Consider the following 19,107-nt stretch of genomic DNA (forward strand, 5'->3'; position numbering starts at 1 on the left):
CGTGAAGGAGGACCCGTGCGAGGGCTGCAGCGCTTCGAGCGACGCCTCGAGGGCATCGTCAGCGGCGTCTTCGCGCGCGCGTTCAAGGGTGATGTGGAGCCGATCGAACTGGCTGCCGCACTCAAGCGTGAGATCGACAACACCGCGAGGATCCTGTCCAGGGACCGGCGGCTGGTGCCGAACCACTTCACCGTCGAGCTGAGCCGTGGTGACCACGAGCGACTGAGTGCCTACGGGCGCACGCTCAACCACGAGCTGGCCAATGAACTCCGCGAGCACGCCGACATCCAGCGATACACGTTCTCCGGGCCGATCGAGCTCGAGCTGACCGGCCACGACGACCTGCCCACGGGCAAGTTCCGGGTCCGCAGCGCGACCGTCGCGACCCCGCAACGGCCGCAGCGCCCCCAGCCGATGCCCAACGATGGCCAGACGGTGTTGCAGAGTGTGCCCGTGCAAACTCCACCTCCCGCGGCCCGACCACGTACCGGCACCCCCCAGGTGATGCTGGAGGTGAACGGCCGCCGCCGGCCGGTGAACCCACCGGGCGTGGTGATCGGCCGGGGTACCGACGCGGACATCCAGATCAACGACCCTGGGGTTTCCCGGCGGCACGCGGAGATCCGGCTGATGCCCGAAGGCCCGCAGGGGATCCGGGTGGTCATGGTCGATCTCGGCTCGACGAACGGAACCCTGGTGAACGGCCACCGCACCGCCGAAGCGGAGCTGACGGACGGATCGACAGTGAGGATCGGGAACACCGAGATGACGTTGCGCCTCGCCGACGAGCCGATAGCCCAGCCGCCCAGCAACTGGCGGTGAGCGGGCGAAAATGTCGGAACTCACTCTCACCCTGATCAAGCTGGGTTTTCTCGCCCTGCTCTGGATGTTCGTGCTGTCGGTGCTGTCGGTGATCCGCTCCGACCTGTTCGGCGCGAAGGTCGACGCCCGCGCCGTGGCTCCGGCCGCGCCGATGGCCGCCGCGAAACAACCCAAGGCGGCCAAGGCCTCGAAGAAGAAGCGTGGCGCCCCCGGCAAGCTGACCATCGCCGACGGCCCCCAAGCCGGTGTCGGCGCCACCCTGACCGCGGAACCGGTGGTCATCGGCCGTGGCTCGGACTGCCAGATCCGGCTCGACGACGACTACTCCTCCACCAGGCACGCCCGGGTGTTCCAGTCCGAGGGTGAGTGGTGGGTGGAGGACCTGGGTTCCACCAACGGGACCTACCTGGACGGCCAGCGCGTGACCAGGCCCGTCCCGGCCGAAATCGGCGGCTCGATCCGCATCGGCCGTACGACGCTGAACATCACGAAGTAGGGCGGCCAGATGACCTTGTCGCTCGACTATGCCGCACTGTCCGACGTCGGCCGCGTCCGCCGTAACAACGAGGACTCGGCGTATGCCGGTCCGAACCTGCTGCTGCTCGCGGACGGTATGGGCGGTGCCGCCGCGGGTGAGGTGGCCAGCTCCGCCGCCGTGCAGGTGATTCGCCGGCTGGACAAGCCGGGTATCTCCGGCCAGGACATGATCGAGGCCCTCGCCGGCGCCGTGCACCGGGCCAACGAGCGGCTGTCCGAGCTGGTCGAGGAGGACCCGGAGCGCGAGGGCATGGGTTCGACCGTGACCGCGCTGATGTTCGACGGTCAGCACCTCGGCATGGCGCATCTCGGCGACTCGCGCGCCTACCGGATGCGGGACGGCCGGCTCTACCAGCTCAGCCATGACCACACGTTCGTGCAGTCCCTGGTGGACGAGGGCCGGATCAGCCGCGAGGAGGCGTTCACCCACCCGCATCGCAACCTGATCCTGCGGGTGCTGGACGGCCGGCCCGACTCCGATCCGGACCTCGAGGTCCTCGACGTCCAGGCGGGTGACCGGCTGCTGCTTTGCAGCGACGGCCTGCCCGACTACGTCACCGACGACATCATCGCCACCTCGATGGCCGAGGGCACGCCGGACTCCGTCGTCGTCGACCTGATCACCCGCGCCCTCGAGGCCGGGTCCAACGACAACGTCACCTGTGTGGTCGCCGATGTGGTCGAGACTGCCGGCCCGACCGCTCCGCAACTGGTCGGCGCGGCCGCCGAGCTCGGCCAAGGCGGGACCGGCCGGCCCGAACCGACCATCGAGGTACGGCGAGCGGGCGAGGGTGGTGCGCATGCCGCGGGCGGTGCGGGCGAGGAGGATCTCGAGCATCTTCGGTATGCCCCGCAGCCGCCGAGGCGGTTCCGCTGGCTGCGCCGACTCGCCCTGCTGGTCGTGATCGTCGCGCTGATCGGCGGCGCCGGGCGGTTCGCCTACTCCTGGACCCAGCAGCAGTACTTCGTCGGCACCGACGGGGACAACGTCGCCATCTTCCAGGGCGTCGACGAGGAGATCCCCGGCATCAACCTCTCGCACATCTACGAGGTCCAGTCGGTGCTGGTCGAACAGCTGCCGCGGTTCCGCCAGGACGCCCTCGACCAGAACATCCAGGCCGACAACCTCACCGACGCGCGCAACATCGTCAAGGAGCTGCAGACCATCGCCGCCGAGTGCGCGAAGGCCGACGCCACCCCGACGCCCAAGCCGACGCCGACGCCCCCGCGTCCGAGCACCCCGGTTAAGCCGACGACCCCGACGACGGTGAAGCCGAGCACACCGACGCCGACCCCGACTCCGACGACCACCCCGAGCCTGCCGTCCGAAGACTGTGGTGGTCTCCGATGAGCATCGCGTCCACGTCGGTCATCCAGGTCATCCCGCGCACCCGTCGCGGGGTGGAGCTGTTCCTGCTGATCATCGCGGTCGCCGTCGCCGTCGGGGCGTACATCAACATCGGCATCACCGTGCAGGGCAAGATCCCGGCCAGCACCGGGTACTACGCCGCCGGGATCGGCGTCCTCGCCCTGGTCGCGCACATCACGCTGCGCTACAAGGCGCCGTACGCCGATCCGGTGCTGCTGCCCTGTGCCGTGCTGCTGAACGGTCTCGGCCTGGCGATGATCCACCGGATCGACCTGGCCTACCTGGTGCGCGGCATCGAGCGGTCGGCAGCCGCGCCGCAGCAGATCACCTGGACCGCTGTCGGGGTGATGTTGTTCCTCGGCGTGATCCTGCTCATCCGTGACCACCGCCGGCTGCAGGCGCTCACCTACACGGCGGGCCTGGCCGGTCTGATCCTGCTGATCCTGCCGCTGGTGCCGGTGCTCGGTGTCGAGCTGAAGGGCGCCCGGATCTGGGTCAGCCTGTTCGGCCTGTCCTTCCAGCCGGGCGAGTTCGCCAAGGTCTGCCTGGTGATCTTCTTCGCCGGCTACCTGGTGGTGAAGCGCGACGTGCTGACCCTGGCCGGGCACCGGTTCCTCGGTCTCGACCTACCCAGAGCGCGTGACCTCGGCCCGATCCTGGTCGCCTGGGCCTGCAGCCTCGGCGTGCTGGTCTTCGAGAAGGACCTCGGCACGTCGCTGCTGTTCTTCGGCCTGTTCCTGACCCTGCTGTACGTCTCCACCGAGCGCATCGGCTGGATCCTGATCGGCGGCATGCTGTTCGCGGTCGGCGCGTGGTTCGCCTACGCCACCTTCGGGCACGTCCGGGTCCGCGTGAACACCTGGCTGGACCCGTTCGGCAACATCGACCTCGGCGGGTTCCAGCTCGTCACCGCCCTGTACGGCCAGGGCTGGGGTGGCATTCTCGGCCGAGGCCTGGGCGAGGGCCGGCCGGAACTGACACCGGTCAGCCAGAGCGACTTCATCATGTCGTCGTTCGCCGAGGAATTGGGCCTGACCGGCCTGATCGCCTTGATCCTGGTCTACACACTGATCGTGGAGCGCGGTATGCGAACCGCGCTCGGCTGCCGGGACATCTTCGGCAAGCTGGTCGCCGTCGGTCTGGCGATGAGCTTCGCGGTGCAGGTGTTCGTGGTGGTCGGCGGTGTCACCGGGCTGATCCCGCTGACCGGTCTGACCACACCGTTCATGTCTCTCGGCGGAACCTCACTGGTGGCGAACTGGGCGATCATCGCCCTGCTGCTGAGGATCAGTGACCAGGCCCGGCGGCCCCAGACTCCCGCGGCGCCGGTCTCCGACGAAACGATCGCCCTGGCGGTGCAGCGATGAACAAGGCAATCCGACGTATGGCCGTGGCCGCGATCATCCTGATGCTCGCGCTGATGGCCAACTCGACGTACATCCAGGCCTTCCGGGCCGAGGAGCTGAACGCGAAGAACGGCAACCGCCGGGTCACCGACTCGCAGTTCTCGGTGAACCGCGGGCCGATCACCGTCGGCAACGGCAACACGCCCATCGCGGAGAGCAAGCCGAGCGACGATCGGTACGAGTACCAGCGCACGTATCCCGGCCGCGGCGACTACGCCCACCTGACCGGGTACTACTCCTTCGTCTTCGGCCGATCCGCCATCGAGCAGTCCCAGAACGCCGCCTTGAACGGTTCGGACCCGTCGATGGCGTTCCGCCGGGTGATGGACGTCGTCACCAACAAGCGCCAGCGCGGTGCCACGGTCAAGCTGACGATCAACCCGTCGGCCCAGGCCGCCGCGATCAGCGGGCTGAAGGGCAAAAAGGGCGCGGTGGTCGCGATCGACCCGAAGACCGGCAGGATCCTCGCCAGCGTCTCGCTGCCGTCGTACGACCCGAATCGCTTGGCCGGTCACGACGTGAAGACGGTCCAGGAAGCCTGGGAACAGCTCAACGCGGACAAGGACAAGCCGATGCTGAACCGGGCCGAGCGCGAGCTCTACCCGCCGGGTTCGACGTTCAAGCTCGTCACAGCCGCGGCGGCGCTGTCCAGCGGGAAGTACACCCCGGAGAGCCAGGTCGACTCGCCCGCCGTGCTGAACCTGCCGCAGACCACGGCCACCCTGCCCAACCAGAACGGCCAGAACTGCGGCGGCAGCAACCGGGCGACGATCCTGGTCGCGCTGCGCAAGTCCTGCAACACCGCGTTCGGCGTGCTCGGCATGGAGCTCGGCGCCGAGGCGCTGCGCGAGCAGGCCGAGAAGTTCGGCTTCGGTGAGCGGCACCTGCCGGAGATCGGCGCGGTCGCCAGCCGGTTCCCGGACGACCCGAACGCTCCGCAGGTCGCACAGTCCGCGATCGGCCAGTTCGACGTCCGGTCCACGCCGTTGCAGATGGCGATGGTGGCGGCCGGGATCGCGAACAAGGGCGAGGTGATGAAGCCGTACCTCGTCAGCGAGATCACCACCGAGGGCCTGAAGAAGATCTCGGAGACCAAGCCCGAGTCGCTGCACCAGGCGGTCACCCCCGAGGTGGCCGAGCAGCTGAACCGGATGATGGTCGACGTCGTCGCCAACGGCACCGGTCAGCCGGCCCGCATCGACGGGGTCGAGGTGGCCGGCAAGACCGGGACCGCGCAGACCTCGCCCGAGCGCCCGCCGTACGCCTGGTTCGTCTCCTACGCGCCGGCGAGCGATCCGCAGGTGGCGGTCGCCGTCGTAGTCGAGGACGCAGGCGTCCGCCGGGACGACATCTCCGGCGGCCAACTCGCGGCGCCGATCGCCAAGGACGTGATGGAAGCGGTGCTGAACCGACGATGACGTTCCCACGTGTAGCCGCTACGGTGGCCGCCCCCCATTCCCAGATTCACGCAGTCCGGAAGGTAGAAGGATGAACTCGCAGGCACGTCTCGTCGGCGGTCGCTACGAAGAAGGCGATCCGCTGGGGCGAGGGGGGATGGCCGATGTCCGCAAGGGTGTCGACAACCGGCTGGGGCGAACGGTCGCGATCAAGCGGCTGCGCGTCGACCTGGCCAGCGATTCGACCTTCCAGGCGCGGTTCCGGCGAGAGGCCCAGTCGGCCGCCTCGCTGAACCACCCGACCATCGTCTCGGTCTACGACACCGGCGAGGAGCCCGACCCGAACGGCTCCGGCATCACGATCCCCTACATCGTGATGGAGTACGTCGCGGGCAAAACCCTGCGGGACCTGATCCGCGAAGGCCGCAAGATCATGCCCGAGCGCGCGCTGGAGCTGACCTCCGGCGTACTGGAGGCCCTCGACTACAGCCACCGGGCCGGCATCGTGCACCGCGACATCAAACCCGGCAACGTGATGATCACGCCGCAGGGCCAGGTCAAGGTGATGGACTTCGGCATCGCCCGCGCCATCGCGGACACCTCGTCCACGATGACCCAGACGGCGGCCGTGATCGGCACCGCGCAGTACCTGTCGCCCGAGCAGGCCCGCGGCGAGACCGTGGACGCCCGCTCCGACCTGTACTCGACCGGTTGTCTGCTGTACGAACTGCTGACCGGGCGGCCGCCGTTCGTCGGCGAATCGCCGGTGTCGGTCGCCTACCAGCACGTGCGGGAAGAGCCGCTGCCGCCGTCGTCGTTCGACCCGGAGATCCCGCCGGAGATCGACGCGGTGGTGCTGAAGGCGCTGACCAAGAACCGCGACCATCGCTACCAGAGCGCCAACGAGATGCGCCAGGACATCCACCGGGTGCTGGCCGGCCAGCAGGTCACCGCCCCGATGGCGCCCGTGGGTGCGTCCGCGGAGACCCGCGCGATCCCCGCCGCGACGATGGTGGCGCCGGGTGCCGGTGGTCCCGGCACGGGTCTGGGTGGACCGCGTCCGGGTAACGACCTGATGGGCCCGGACGACCGCGACCCGATGAGCGCGGCGGCCCGGCGGAACCGTGGACTCGCGTTCTTCCTGCTCGGCCTGGCGATCGTGGCCGTGGCGATCGGCGGTTACCTGGTCTACAAGAACGCCAACGACGGGAAGGCCGGTGGCGGCACCACCCCGGACCCGTCGGGCACCACCTCACAGGTCGCCCAGGTGAAGGTGCCGAGCCTGATCACCATGACCATTCCGCAGGCCACCAAAGCGCTCAGCGACCTTGGCCTCACGGTCGGCACGACGACGGCCGTGGCCAACAGCTCGTTCAAGGTGGGCACGGTGATGTCGCAGGATCCGATCGCGACCACGCTGGTCGAACCGAATACGCCGGTGAACCTGACCTACTCGGCCGGAGAGCAGACGTACAGTGTCCCGGACGTGATCGGCAACATGGAGGAAGAGGCACGCACCAAGATCGAAAACGTGCCGAACGCGAACTTCAACGTCAAGGTCGAGCAGAAGGACGCCGCGGACAAGAAGGGCACCGTGCTGGACGTCTCGCCGGACACCAGCAAGCGCTACAAGGGCGGTACGACGTTCACGCTGACGGTCTCGACCGGTGCGGTGAAGGTCGACGTGCCGAGCGTGGTCGGCGATAGCCAGGAGCAGGCGGAGAAGAAGCTGCGTGAGGCCGGCCTGGTGCCGGTGGCGGAGGAGCAGGAGAGCGCAGACGTCGAGGCCGGCAAGGTGATCAGCCAGACGCCCGCCGACGGTCAGGCCACCCGCGGCTCGCAGGTGAAGATCTACATCGCGGTCGAGCCCGAGGGTGAGCCGTCGCCCACACCGACGCCGACCGGCCCCGGGATCACCATCACCCCGCCGGGTGGCGGTACCGGCTGGGGCCGCGGCAACGGCAGCGGCGAGGAGTAACTCCAGCTGAACGCAAGAACGGGCCGGGCTTCCCTACTGGGAGGACCGGCCCGTTCCACGTTTCAGCTGACGACTGGTGCCATGCCCGCGGAGCGAGCGACCGCGCCTTCGTCGCCGCACTGGGTGAGCCAGTTGGCGAGCATCCGGTGACCGCCCTCGGTGAGCACCGACTCCGGGTGGAACTGGACGCCCTCGATGGGCAGATCGCGGTGCCGGGCGGCCATGATGATGCCCGCCTCGGTCCGGCCGGTCACGTCCAGCACCTCGGGCACGGTGTCCTGCGCGATCGCGAGCGAGTGGTACCGGGTCGCGGTGAACGGGCTCGGCAACCCCGCGAGCACACCGGCACCCTCGTGGTATACCAGGCTCGTCTTGCCGTGCAGCAGCTCATCCGCGCGGCCGACGACCCCGCCGAAGGCCACGCCGATCGCCTGCAGACCAAGGCAGACCCCGAAGATCGGCACCTGGCCCGACGACTCGCGAACGATGTCGACGCAGGCGCCGGCCTCCTCGGGCGTGCCCGGGCCCGGCGAAAGCAGCACCCCGTCGTACGTCGCGGCCTCTTCGGGGGTCACCTCGTCGTTGCGCAGCACGGTCGTCTCCGCCTCGAGCTGCTGGAGGTACTGGACCAGGTTGTAGACGAAGGAGTCGTAATTGTCGACGACAAGGATCCGGGGCATGCGGCCCATTGTTGCAGGCCCTGGTCAGCGGCTACTGGGAGTTGGTGTGGGTGGGACCGTCGCGAACTCCAGATCGAGCGTGCCCACATACGCCGGCATCGCGATCGCCACCTCGGACTTGACCTGGTAACCGAGCTGGAACCGGACCACGTAGTCCTTCAGGTTGTCGATGTACTTCGAGGTGTCCAGCGCCTTCTGCAGCCGGGCCCGGTCGCCGATCGCGCTGATCCGGTACGGCGGCAGGTACGGCACGCCGTGCAGGACGACGGAGTTGCCGACGCACTTGATCCCGGTAGTGGAGATGATCCGGTGGCCCTGGATCGAGATGGCGTCGGCGCCACCGGCCCACAGCGCGTTCACCACGGCCTGGATGTCCTGCTGGTGGATGACCAGCCAGTCGGCGTCGATATCCGGGTTGTCCTGCACGACCTCTTTGGGCGCGTCCTTCAGCGTGACGGTCAGACCACGGCCGGTCAGCGGCGTCGTACCGACCTGACGGGACAGGTCCTTGAGGCGCTTCTGCAGCGTCGGGTCGATGGTGCCCTGCTGCGACTGCAGGTCGTCGATGTCGCTGCGCAGCGAGGCGGCATGGCGGGCCAGCTCGGCGCTACGCCGGCTCTGCTCCTCGACCAGCCCGGCCAAAGTGGTGTTCCGGCTGGGCCGCAGGTCGGTGCCACGGGCGTTCGAGGCGCTGGTCGCGAACAGCAGACCGGCGCACAGAAGTGCCACCGGCGCCGCAGCGCGCCATAACGAAATCCGCCTCAATCGACTCACCCGTGATCCTGTTGCCGTGTACTGCACTACGCTAACCGAGGCCAGAGCCAGGCAAGTACCGTGCAAGGAGTCAAGTCGTGCCCGAATCCAGCAGTCGGAACAAGAAGTCCTCGGAGAAGAAGGCGGTCGAGAAGACGCCCAAGAAGGTCCGCACCACCAGCCGGGCGTGGGTCGCACCGACGATGCTGGGTGCGTGGGTCCTCGGTCTCGCCTGGCTGGTCGTGTTCTACGTGGCCGGCAGCGATGTGCCGCTGATGAAGGACCTCGGCAACTGGAACCTGCTGATCGGCATGGGCCTGATCGCCCTGGGCTTCGTCGTCTCCACCCAGTGGTACTGATCCTCCTCGTTCTACCGCAGGGCTAGCCGCTCGTTTGTCGGCTAGCCGAGGGGGCGCATCCGGCTTAGGTCGGCGGTCAGCTTGCGTAAGGCCGGGGCGAAACCGGCCCAGCTGGCCGGCAGGGTCGGGTTCCAGGCGATCGTCTGGCCCGCCTTCACGGCGGGCATCTGCTGGTACGTCGGGATGCGGGTCTTGGTGAAGATGTCCCGGGTCCGCTCGTCGTAGAGGATCACGTCCGCTGGATATTTGCCGACCTGTTCCCACGACAAGGTCTCCCAGTGCGGGTCGGCCGCGTCGGCCTTCGGCGTGACGAACCGCACACCCAGGTCCGACAGCATGCGCAGATCCGCGAACGCCGGGGCGATGCCGAGATAGGCGTTGTCCGCCGTCGCGCTGATGAACAGCACCTTCAGCGCGTCCAGCTTGGCCTCTCTTAGCCCTTTGGACGCTTGGTCGAATTCGGTCTTCGCCTTGGTGACCGGTTCGGCCGCCAGGTCCGCGCCGAGGGCTTTCGCGAGCGCGGCGTACCGGTCGATCACCGCTGGGACGGTCGTTTCCAGGTGGCTGATCGCGACGATCGGATTGTGCGCCTCGATCGGCTCGACGCTCGTCGCGGGGACGTACCAGAGCTCGTTCTTCACCTGCAGCTGCGTGATCAGCAGCTCGGGCTTGAGGGTCGCGTACTTCTCCAGGTTGAACTCGCCGAAGGTCTCCGAGATCGACGTGACCTTGCTCAGGTCGATCGAGCCGGCCGCCATGGTCGGAGTGCCGTCGGCGTTCCTGGATTCGCCGAAGGTGCCGACCGGGCGGATCCCGAGATCCCAAAGGGCTGCCGCGGCCGAGATCTGCGCGACGATCGTGGTCGGGCGTTGCGGCCGGGTCACCTTCTTGCCGCGGTCGTCGGTGAACTCCCAGGCCGCTCCATTCGGGCTCGCCGGATCGGGCGAATCACCACAGGCCGCGAGCAGCAACAACCCGCCGGCACCGAGCCCTCCACGCAGCAAGGACCGCCGGGACAGGGGACTTCGGCTCATTCCGCACTCCTTTGACAGCAGGTTTAATTAGGCAAGGCTCACCTTAGCTGCCGCCATTTGTCTTAACTACAGCCTTGTAGTTATCCACACCTCCGTCCCCAGGTGTGCACAGAGTTTCCCACTGGTTATCCACAGAACTTGGTGGAAAAGAGTGCAAAACCTCCCAATTTCTGTGGATAACCTCAAGCGACTGAAGGTTTGTCCACAGGTTCTTGTGCACAAGTCAGCCAGTCGGCGACATCCCGGATCCAGACGTCGACGTGGTCGTGGCTGGTGCTGTCAGACCTGGTCTCGGGCGCGTTGATATCCACATGCACGGTCGTCATGCCAAGCCGCTTGGGCACCTCGAGATTCCGCGCCAGATCATCGACGAACACGCCGCCCATCGGCTCGATCCCGAGTCCGCGAAAGCACCGAGCGTGTAGTCGAGATCGAACACCCAGTGTTTTGGCATCAGCCGAGCACCTCGGTGAGCTGCCGGCCTTTCGGGAAGGCGTGGCCTAGGCCTTGGATGACTTTGACCGTGAAGCCGGGTAGGCGCTCGATGGCGGGGGCGTGTTCGAGTAGGTCGTCCTCGGAGCCGTACCAGGCGATGGCTGGGTTGAGCGTCTTGCCGGCGGGGAGGTCGACGCCACCGATCGCAGGCGCGAGTACGACGACTCCTGTGGCCGGGGTGGGCTTGTCGGTGAGGGCCCACAGCAGGGCCGCGCGGGCGCCGGCCGAGAAGCCCGCGGCGATGAGCGGGCCGGAGCGGATGTCGTCCGGAAGGGTCGCGATCGCGGCGGCGATGTCCTTGGCCGCGAGCTCCTGGTCCGGCCAGGTGCGGTACATCGGCGACATCCGCTGGGCCGATTCGACCGCGAGTACGGCATAGCCGCGATCGAGTGCACTGGACCAATCGCGGCGGGCGTGCCCGGCCCGCTGACCGGCTCCGTGCAGCGCGACCAGGACGCCGCCAATCTCGCCGTCTGGCCGATCGAGCAGATGCTCACCCGGTACATCGGTCTCGGCCGCGCGGCGCTGGTCGGACTGCTCGACCAGGTCCGCGAAACCGGGCAGATCGCGCAGTCCCTCGAGATCGTCGTCCTCGGTCAGGATCTTGCGATGCCACCAGGCCCCTTCGGCGAAGGCGGTCTGGAGAGCGTGCAGGGCCTCGGCTGGTCTGTGGTCGGCGCCCAGGATGCACGCCTCCGTGTGGGCCAATTCGGCTCGCCAGGGTGCGAGATCGGCATCGGCCGTTCGGATGGCGTCCAGTGCGCCGGTCAGCCTGCCCTGCTCGTAGAACCTGAAGACCTCGTCCACCAACGCGTCGTACCGCTGTTCTGCCGTCATACCTCAGATCCTCCCGGCTCAGCAGCCGGAAAGCGCCTGCTTATGCCTCCCTTCGCCCTGGGTGAACCTGATTTGGATGGTTTTGAGCGATCGCTTAAATTCTGATCTATGCTGCTGCGCATGACCGAACATCCGCAAGGACCTGAAGGACTGATCCCGGGACTGCGCGTCGCACCGGTTCAGACCGTGAGTCAGGAGCGGCTCGTCGCTTCGTCGCCGTTGGAGGTCGAGCAGCGGCTGGCGGCCGGCCCGCGGTTCGACGCCGTACGACGGCCGGGTCTGCTCCGGGTCACGGGATATCCGACTCCGACGGCTGCGAGCGGGGCCGGGTTGGCCGTGGGCTCGCGGTGGACCTTCACGGTGGCGGGCGATCCGATCGAGACCGAGGTGGTCGAGCGTGCGGCCGGGCGGTTGGTGTTCAAGGTCGTCCGGGATGAGTCGAAGACCCGGCGCTGGCTGACCTGGCAGGGCGGAACGGTCAGCTGGCATGCCCAAGGCGCGAGTACGGCCGTGCGGATCGAGATCCCGTTCATCCGCCGGCTGGACCCGAGTTGGTACTTCGGCCCGATCGAGTCCGCCATGGTCGGCGCGGGCCTCGACCACTTCACCGACGCCCTTGGCCTGGTGGACGACGCTGATGGTCACTGACGTACTTGCGCGCTACTGCTGCCTGGCGGGACCGATTGCGCTGGCTCTTGGGCTATGGCGTACGTCAAGGCGCCCAGTCGATCGCAGGATGGCAGGCGCTCTCCTGTTGGCATTCCTGACAGCTGTTGTCGGGATCGGGTTCGCCAACCAGGTCGCGCTGCACGCCGGGTGGTGGCGGTATGAGCCGGCAGACGGCGTACTCCTCGGCGTACCGCTCGACCTCTGGATTGGCTGGGCCGTGTTGTGGGGGCCGGTCCCGTTGTTGCTACGCGAGCGAGTGCCGGTGCCGGTGCCGGTCTGGGCGATCATCGCACTCTTCGGCTGGGGCGACGTACTAGTGATGCCTCAACTCGGCATGCTCGTCGACCTCGGGCCCAACTGGCTGTACGGCGAATTGGTGGCTCTAGTGGTTGCGGCCGTCCCCGCGGTTCTAGTCGGCCGTTGGACGGTACGGCGGGAGCGGTTGGCCGGGCGGGCGTTAATCCAGCTGTACGCGTTCACTGGGCTCGTCATGTGGCTAATGCCGTCTGCGGTGATGGCTGCGGGCGACGGCAGTTGGCACGCGCTGTACGCCGGACCCGGGTGGCGTACGGCCGGGTTGGCGGCAGCGATGGGCGTGGTCGCCGTACCGGCATTGCTGGCCATGTACGAGTTCGCCCGGCGCGGAGGCGGTACGCCGTACCCCTGGGATCCGCCGGTCCGACTCGTCACCACCGGGCCGTACGCCTATGTCGCGAATCCCATGCAGATCTCGGCCATCACCTTGCTCGGATTGATCGCGATCGGTACACGCAGTTGGTCGATGGCCCTGGCCACGCTCGGCGCGACCGCCTTCTCGGTGGCACTCGCCGAACCGCACGAACGGGCCGAGCTCGCCGAACGCCTCGGCCCGGAGTGGCAGCGGTACGACTCCCGGGTGCGATCGTGGCGGATCGGGCGGCGTCCGTGTCGCGTGGGTAGTCTCCGGGCAGGCAACAACTGGTCTTGGTCAGCAGGCGAGCGAGATGGAGTGGGATGGCGAAGGACACCCGGGCGATCCTGATGGACGCCGCGCTACGGACGATCGCCGAGCGCGGATTCGCCGGCGCCTCGGCCCGGCACATCGCCACCACGGCCGGGCAGAACCAGGCGCTGGTCTTCTACCACTTCGGCACCGTGAACGACCTGATCGCCGCCGCCTGCCGCGAGAGTACCGAGGCCCGGGTTGCCCTTTATCGCGAGGGTTTCGCCGCGGCCACGACGTTCGCCGAACTGCTCGCGCTCGGCCGTCGCGTGCACGACACCGAACACGCCGAGGGCAACGTCGCCGTACTCGCGCAACTCCTAGCCGGTGCCCGCGGCAACGAAATCGTCGCGCAAGCGGTCGCGGATGCCCTCGGCATCTGGATCATCGAGGTCGAGGCAACCCTGCGCCGGGTCCTCGCCGACAGCCCGCTGCTGCCGCTGGTCGACCTCGGCGGTCTGGCCCGCGCCATCTCGGCCGGCTTCATCGGCATCGAACTCCTCGACGGCGTCGACCCGGCGGGCGCGACCCAGGCCCTGACCTCGCTGGAACAACTCGCCGTCCTGACCGAGGCGCTACTGACCGAACTCGACAACCTCGGCCCGGTCACCAGCCGCCTCGTCAAACACCGCCTGAAACCCCTACTGGGCTGAAGTGTCCACGCGGGGCAGCAGGTTGGTGGTGTCGCCCACGAGATCGAGCACCGTCTTCCGCTCAACGAACCACCAGCTGCCGTCACCACGCTCGAACTTGTCCTCATAGGTGCCTGAGGCAACAACCTGGAGCGGGAATCCCGGCAACGCCTGCAACACGCTGAAGTACGACCGCGCCTCCGCCGTACCGGCGTACTCCTCAACCTCGACGCGCACATTCGTCATCAAGTGCTTGGTCTGCGGCCGACCATCCTCGGGCACCACGGTCGTACGCCGCGCCAGCGCCTCGATCGCCTCGGCCCCGACCGCCTGCTCGTCCCCGGCAACAAACGTCGCATGCGACAACAGCGTCCCTACCCCGGCGAAATCCCCCGCGTCGACCAACTCGGCATACCGATAAACCAGATTCTCAATTACCCGATCCGTAGCCATCCCTCGACTCTAACCACGGCCGTCAATCACTGCCTTGAACCTGGCGTGGGCAGAGTGCGTGGACCGTCGCGACGACGAGGTCCGCGGCGGCTAGCAGTGTGGTGGCCTCGACTCGGTCCGGGGTTTCGGCGGGCGTCTGGTAGCCGGGCATGCCCATGCCGATACCGATCGCAGGTAAGCCGGCGGCGGCATAGCGCCGGTTGTCCGATGCCATCGCGCCGGCCCGCAGCGGCACGCCGGTGTGCCGTCCGGCCTGGTCGAGCGCGGCGAGCAAGAGTTCGGCCGGTCCACCGGCCTCGACCGCGGCCGCGTCGCCGAGCCGCGCGGCACCGTCGACGTTGATCACGAACGTGCCGGGTGCGAGTTGAGGGGCGTGATGGGCCGAGCCGCGAGCACCGGCTTCCTCACCATCGAGCAGCGCGACGGCCAGGCCAACGTTATTGGGCAGCGTGGCAGACAGCAGCCGGGCGGCTTCGAGGGCGACTGCCACGCCGGAGGCGTTGTCCGCCGCTGCGGGGAATCGTTGGTTCGGGTCGTCGCCGACGCCATCGAAATGCGCGGTCAGCAGTACGGACGGGTGTCCCGGAGACGGCTCGGCGAAGACGCCGTACACATTGGTCCCGGTCGTGGTGATCGTCCGCATCGGCACCGACGCCGTCAGCGTCTCGCTGAGGTGGTGCGCCAGGTCAGCGTGCAGGTCGGCGCGCACCGACACGATCGCGACCTGGCCGGTGGGAGGGCCGGCGATCATCTTCGGCATCCAGCCCGCCTCGTCGACGCCCCGTGGCACCAGGAGGCCGGCGACATCCTCCGCGCTCGCCCGCGCCAGCGCCTGCTGGTCGGCTGCGGCGACGATGACCCAACCATCGCGCCAGGTGTCGGCGTCCGCCGGAACGAGCTGCGCTGGGCGCGGTACGTCGACTTGGGCGGAGCTGAGCTGTTCGGCGAAGTCCCGTCGATGGGTCAGCCGGCGCTGCCCGATGATCGCGACCGGCGTGGACGTCAGCTCCTTCACACCGGTCACCTCGAAGCTGTCGAGCTGCACCGTCGCCCCTAGTTCAGCGAGTTGGCTGGCCAGCCACTGCGCGGCCATCCTGCCGCCGGGCGTACCGACCCGGCGGCCCTGGTACCGGTCGGAAGCGAGGTCACGAACGGTCTCGAGCATCCGGTCGGCCGACGCGCCGCCGTGAACCGGAGCCGCCACCGGCCTGGGCGACGCGGTGGTCATCCGCAGCACCCGGTGGTGGTGACGGGCTCGGCGGTTTCGCTGACCGGAGCCGCGCCGCAGCACGAGCTCGCCGCGACGGCGGTGTCGGTTCCGCAGCAGCCGGCCGTCGCCTGGGCGGACTCCTGCCCACTCGGCGTACTGCCGCAACAACTGCCCGCCGACGGCGGGGTGAACGCGGTGGCCGGATCGCCGGCGAATCCGCCGACGGCACTGGTCCTGGTTTCACTGCTCATGTTCGGGTCCTCTCGCGCCTATCCGAGCGGCAGGCACTAAGTTGATGTTCATCTAAACAGCGATCCCCACCTTCTCTCTTGATTAGACGGAAGTCAAGATAGACGCATGTCGAAACAGGACTTCTTTGGAACGCCGAGGGCTAGTCGTCGGAGGGAGCGCCGAGGGTGTGCGAGCGAGTGCGGATGTGGGCCGGGACGAGGAGATCGCAGTCGGGGTTGGTGATGGGGGTGTCGGCGACGAGGCGGAGGGGGATGACGCCGGCCCAGTGCGGGAGGTCCAGGTCGACTTCCTCGTCGTTGGCGCCTTCGGCACGGAGCTTGACCGAGGCCTCGGTGAGGTCGAGGGCGAGGACGGCGGTGGCGGCGAGTTCCTTGCGGTTGGGGGCGCGGGTGCCGTGGCTGCGGCCGGGTACGAGGTGGTCGACGATGCGGGTGAGGCCGTGCAGCTTCTCGTCCGCGTCCACCACCAGGCGCGGTACGCCGTAGATGACCGCCGACCGGTAGTTCACCGAGTGGTGGAACGCCGAACGTGCCAGCACGAGACCGTCGAGGTGAGTCACGGTGACGCAGATCGTCTGGTCCGGCGCGGCCACCACGCTGCGGGCCGCGACCGAGCCGTGCAGGTAGATCGTGCCGTCGGGTCCACGATCGAGGTCGAGACCATAGGCCGTCGGCAACACCATCGGCGCATCGCCCATCAGCACGCCGAGATGGCAGATCATGCCTGCGCGCAACACCTCATGCAGGATCTCGCGATCGGTCGCCGCGCGGTCCTTGCCACGGCGAACAGTGGTCCGGTCAGTCGGCTGCAGAGGTGTCGCGACGGTGGTGGTCATGCGTCCAGCCTGAAGGCTTAGTGGCATGCTGGCACGGTCCATTCAGTCCAGACTTCCGCAGGCCACTTTGCAACTCACCGAAATTCCTCTGACCGTACGGCGCGACGGCAGCGGGCCCTTGCACCTCCAACTGGCCGAGCAACTCCGCGAAGGCGTACGAGACGGCCGGCTCCGCGGCGGCCATCGCCTGCCGTCTACGCGGGACCTCGCCCGCCAGCTCGGCGTATCCCGCTCGGTCGCGCAATCGGCGTACGACCAACTCCACGCCGAAGGCTGGATCGAGGGCAAGACCGGCTCCGGGACATACGTAGCGGACGTCGTACCGCTCGAACCGGCTCAAGCCACCCCACGCCGCCCCAAGCCAGCACCACCTCGTCCCTTGCTCACACTTCGACCGGGCATCCCGTACGTCGAACCGACGGCCGACGCCGGGTGGCGACGCGCGTGGCGGGAGGTGTCGGCACAACCACCTGCACGTGGTTACGAAGACGCTGCGGGCCTACCGGCTTTGCGGACAGCTCTAGCCGAGTACGTCGCGCGGACGCGGGGAATCGCGTGTGGGCCGGACAACGTACTCGTAACCAACGGAAGTGCTCACGGCCTGCGGCTCCTGCTCTCGGCGACACGGCGGCCCGGTGAGTCCATTGCGATCGAGGACCCGGGCTACCTCAGCGCCGTACGCGCCGCTCGCAACCACGGTCTGCCGATCATCGACATCCCTGTCGACTCAGACGGACTACGGGTGGACCTGCTCGGACCGGAACCTGCAGCGGTCTACGTCACGCCGTCCCACCAGTACCCGCTCGGAGGCCGTCTGCCGGTCGCAAGGCGCAACGCGCTGGTGGAGTGGGCACGGCGGACTGGGGCGACAGTGATCGAGGACGACTACGACAGCGAGTTCCGGTACGACGTGGCGCCGCTGCCCGCACTGGCCCAACTGGACCTCGACCGCGTCGTACACCTCGGCACGATGTCGAAGATGCTCAGCCCATCCCTCCGCCTCGGCTGGCTCGTCGCATCACCGGACACCGTCGACCTGCTGGCCGCACACCGCGAGGACACCGGCGACTGGCCGTCCTGGCCCGTCCAGGCCGCTGTACTCGCCATGCTCCGCGAGGGCTACCTCGACCAACTGGTACGCCGCGGGCGCCGCCGCTACGCCGAACGTTGCGCCCAAGTGGTCGATCAACTCTCCCCATACGGCGAAGTCCTCGGCCGAGATGCCGGCCTCCACGTCACCCTCATCCTCCCCGCCCACCTCAACGACCGAACCATCGCCGCCGCCGCCGAAGCCGCCGGCGTAAAAGTCGCCCCCCTCTCCGACTACCGCCGCTCCACCCCCGGCCCACCCGGCCTGGTAATCGGCTACGCCACCCCCACCACCCCCAACCTCCAAAAGGCCCTAACCCTCCTAACCAAAGTCCTCGCCACGTCCTAGTTCTGCTCGCCTTCGCTGTCCCAGCGAGCGTTCAACGGGTCCCATCTCGCCTTCGGCACACCCTGCAGAAGCGGATCCAGGCAGCGGCCGACAACGGCAAGAGCAGCATCCAGTCGATGCAAGGCAGGAGTGAGGCTGCTGTTGCGCGCTTCCGCCGCATAACCCGACGTCCAGGCCGGCCCTGTGAGACAAAGCGCGGGGGTAGTTCTAACGACGGTCGGCGTTTGGATTCGGCCTGCACAGCGGATGCCGCCGCATCCGAATGGCCTCGGCCGTCGGGCGACTGGTGACCGGGTCGATCGTCACCTCGAAATGCTCGCCCAGGTGCTGGGGGTGACCCTGTCGAAGGTTCTCCGAAGGTTCTCCGAAGGTGCACCCGCCAGTCTGTTCACGACATCAGCGCGGCGAACGGCGATCAACCAGTCGCCTTCGCACGCACCCCAGTCTCGTTCAGACCTCGGAGGAACCCTTCTCATGGTTCGAATTGCACGTCTGGCGACGGTCGCATTGATGACCGGTGCCAGCATTTTCGCCCTCGGTGCTCAGCCCGCGTCGGCGGACACTGCCATTGGGCGATGTGACCCGCCGATCGGTCAGGATGCCGCTGTCCGGACGTGTGTCTACATGGATTTCGACAACAACCACGCAAGGTCCCGTGCGGGCATCTATGACGTCGCCGGCGGAACGGACTTCGACGTCGACGTCACCATCGTCAAGATCGAGGTCAACGTCAACGGCACCTGGGTCAACGCGGACTCGGGCACGAAGGTCGAGGTCCAGTACGAAGACGCAACAGACACGTTGGTGGGTAGCTACGAGACCTGCACGGGTGTTGGCAGGACCGAGAAGGTTCGGGCCGCGGCACGGTTCAGGTGGCGGAATCCTGCCGGCGTCGAGGTCTACCAGTGGATGCACACTGACGCCCGTACGATCGGCTGCACGATCTAGCTGCAACCTGCTGCCGGCTAT

The 19,107-nt window shown here is 67.9% G+C and carries 21 protein-coding genes; 13 read left to right on the top strand and 8 right to left on the bottom strand.

The features are described from left to right. Positions 1 to 15 precede the first annotated feature (15 nt). The 6 genes from OG394_RS25830 to pknB all read left to right on the top strand — a co-directional run bounded on the left by OG394_RS25830 (position 16) and on the right by pknB (position 7,509). Positions 16 to 822 (top strand): DUF3662 and FHA domain-containing protein, encoded by an 807-nt coding sequence (locus OG394_RS25830; protein WP_328989662.1) that lies wholly within the window; start codon positions 16 to 18, stop codon positions 820 to 822. 10 nt (positions 823 to 832) lie between these two features. Further along, positions 833 to 1,318, top strand: coding sequence for an FHA domain-containing protein FhaB/FipA (locus OG394_RS25835; RefSeq protein WP_328989663.1), 486 nt, complete (start codon positions 833 to 835; stop codon positions 1,316 to 1,318). Between the two features lie 9 nt (positions 1,319 to 1,327). Continuing rightward, positions 1,328 to 2,710 carry a PP2C family protein-serine/threonine phosphatase gene (locus tag OG394_RS25840; protein ID WP_328989664.1) on the top strand — a complete coding sequence of 461 codons (1,383 nt, stop codon included), beginning with the start codon at positions 1,328 to 1,330 and terminating at the stop codon, positions 2,708 to 2,710. After that, complete coding sequence (locus OG394_RS25845) at positions 2,707 to 4,095, top strand: FtsW/RodA/SpoVE family cell cycle protein (RefSeq protein ID WP_328989665.1); 1,389 nt, start codon at positions 2,707 to 2,709, stop codon at positions 4,093 to 4,095. The genes OG394_RS25840 and OG394_RS25845 overlap by 4 nt, the downstream gene beginning before the upstream one ends. Then, positions 4,092 to 5,552, top strand: a complete 1,461-nt coding sequence (locus tag OG394_RS25850) for a peptidoglycan D,D-transpeptidase FtsI family protein (RefSeq protein ID WP_328989666.1) — start codon at positions 4,092 to 4,094, stop codon at positions 5,550 to 5,552. The genes OG394_RS25845 and OG394_RS25850 overlap by 4 nt, the downstream gene beginning before the upstream one ends. A 70-nt stretch (positions 5,553 to 5,622) precedes the next feature. After that, on the top strand, positions 5,623 to 7,509 hold the full coding sequence (gene pknB, locus OG394_RS25855; RefSeq protein WP_328989667.1) for a Stk1 family PASTA domain-containing Ser/Thr kinase: 1,887 nt from the start codon (positions 5,623 to 5,625) through the stop codon (positions 7,507 to 7,509). Positions 7,510 to 7,571: 62 nt separating this feature from the next. Here pknB and OG394_RS25860 read toward each other — a convergent pair whose 3' ends face one another. Together OG394_RS25860 and OG394_RS25865 are read right to left on the bottom strand one after the other, a co-directional pair. Next, complete coding sequence (locus OG394_RS25860) at positions 7,572 to 8,189, bottom strand: aminodeoxychorismate/anthranilate synthase component II (RefSeq protein WP_328989668.1); 618 nt, start codon at positions 8,187 to 8,189, stop codon at positions 7,572 to 7,574. A gap of 24 nt (positions 8,190 to 8,213) precedes the next feature. Then, entirely contained in the window at positions 8,214 to 8,963 is a 750-nt protein-coding gene (locus OG394_RS25865; RefSeq protein WP_328989669.1) for a DUF881 domain-containing protein, read from the bottom strand. Between the two features lie 77 nt (positions 8,964 to 9,040). On the opposite strand from OG394_RS25865, the gene OG394_RS25870 reads away from it, so the two are divergent. Next, entirely contained in the window at positions 9,041 to 9,301 is a 261-nt protein-coding gene (locus OG394_RS25870) for a cell division protein CrgA (RefSeq protein WP_328989670.1), read from the top strand. Between the two features lie 41 nt (positions 9,302 to 9,342). On the opposite strand, the gene OG394_RS25875 is transcribed toward OG394_RS25870, so the two are convergent. The 3 genes from OG394_RS25875 to OG394_RS25885 all read right to left on the bottom strand — a co-directional run bounded on the left by OG394_RS25875 (position 9,343) and on the right by OG394_RS25885 (position 11,667). Next, on the bottom strand, positions 9,343 to 10,335 hold the full coding sequence (locus tag OG394_RS25875) for an ABC transporter substrate-binding protein (protein ID WP_328989671.1): 993 nt from the start codon (positions 10,333 to 10,335) through the stop codon (positions 9,343 to 9,345). A 182-nt stretch (positions 10,336 to 10,517) separates the two neighbouring features. Next, entirely contained in the window at positions 10,518 to 10,721 is a 204-nt protein-coding gene (locus OG394_RS25880) for a hypothetical protein (protein ID WP_328989672.1), read from the bottom strand. A 67-nt stretch (positions 10,722 to 10,788) separates the two neighbouring features. Continuing rightward, positions 10,789 to 11,667, bottom strand: coding sequence for a serine aminopeptidase domain-containing protein (locus OG394_RS25885; RefSeq protein WP_328989673.1), 879 nt, complete (start codon positions 11,665 to 11,667; stop codon positions 10,789 to 10,791). Positions 11,668 to 11,787: 120 nt separating this feature from the next. Here OG394_RS25885 and OG394_RS25890 point away from each other — a divergent pair, with 120 nt between their 5' ends. The 3 genes from OG394_RS25890 to OG394_RS25900 all read left to right on the top strand — a co-directional run bounded on the left by OG394_RS25890 (position 11,788) and on the right by OG394_RS25900 (position 13,971). Further along, the gene (locus OG394_RS25890) at positions 11,788 to 12,315 is read left to right on the top strand and encodes a hypothetical protein (RefSeq protein WP_328989674.1); all 528 of its coding nucleotides are present in this window, start codon (positions 11,788 to 11,790) and stop codon (positions 12,313 to 12,315) included. An 88-nt stretch (positions 12,316 to 12,403) separates the two neighbouring features. Then, complete coding sequence (locus tag OG394_RS25895; protein WP_328989675.1) at positions 12,404 to 13,357, top strand: methyltransferase family protein; 954 nt, start codon at positions 12,404 to 12,406, stop codon at positions 13,355 to 13,357. Further along, on the top strand, positions 13,330 to 13,971 hold the full coding sequence (locus OG394_RS25900; protein ID WP_328989676.1) for a TetR/AcrR family transcriptional regulator: 642 nt from the start codon (positions 13,330 to 13,332) through the stop codon (positions 13,969 to 13,971). Before OG394_RS25895 ends, OG394_RS25900 begins: the two co-directional genes overlap by 28 nt. Here OG394_RS25900 and OG394_RS25905 read toward each other — a convergent pair. Then, positions 13,960 to 14,403: a nuclear transport factor 2 family protein gene (locus OG394_RS25905; protein ID WP_328989677.1), complete on the bottom strand. Its 444-nt coding sequence runs from the start codon at positions 14,401 to 14,403 to the stop codon at positions 13,960 to 13,962. The two genes, OG394_RS25900 and OG394_RS25905, sit on opposite strands and share 12 nt — an antisense overlap. Positions 14,404 to 14,425: 22 nt before the next feature. Beyond that, positions 14,426 to 15,631, bottom strand: coding sequence for a M28 family metallopeptidase (locus OG394_RS25910; RefSeq protein ID WP_328989678.1), 1,206 nt, complete (start codon positions 15,629 to 15,631; stop codon positions 14,426 to 14,428). A gap of 18 nt (positions 15,632 to 15,649) precedes the next feature. Between OG394_RS25910 and OG394_RS25915 the strand changes: the two genes are divergently transcribed. Next, entirely contained in the window at positions 15,650 to 15,904 is a 255-nt protein-coding gene (locus OG394_RS25915; RefSeq protein WP_328989679.1) for a hypothetical protein, read from the top strand. A 100-nt stretch (positions 15,905 to 16,004) separates the two neighbouring features. On the opposite strand, the gene OG394_RS25920 is transcribed toward OG394_RS25915, so the two are convergent. Beyond that, on the bottom strand, positions 16,005 to 16,700 hold the full coding sequence (locus tag OG394_RS25920; RefSeq protein WP_328989680.1) for a pyridoxamine 5'-phosphate oxidase family protein: 696 nt from the start codon (positions 16,698 to 16,700) through the stop codon (positions 16,005 to 16,007). A gap of 25 nt (positions 16,701 to 16,725) precedes the next feature. Between OG394_RS25920 and pdxR the strand changes: the two genes are divergently transcribed. After that, the gene (gene pdxR / locus OG394_RS25925) at positions 16,726 to 18,138 is read left to right on the top strand and encodes a MocR-like pyridoxine biosynthesis transcription factor PdxR (protein WP_328989681.1); all 1,413 of its coding nucleotides are present in this window, start codon (positions 16,726 to 16,728) and stop codon (positions 18,136 to 18,138) included. 510 nt (positions 18,139 to 18,648) lie between these two features. Beyond that, positions 18,649 to 19,086, top strand: coding sequence for a hypothetical protein (locus OG394_RS25930; RefSeq protein ID WP_328989682.1), 438 nt, complete (start codon positions 18,649 to 18,651; stop codon positions 19,084 to 19,086). Positions 19,087 to 19,107: the final 21 nt, after the last annotated feature.

The organism is Kribbella sp. NBC_01245, from assembly GCF_036226525.1.
Taxonomy (GTDB): domain Bacteria; phylum Actinomycetota; class Actinomycetes; order Propionibacteriales; family Kribbellaceae; genus Kribbella.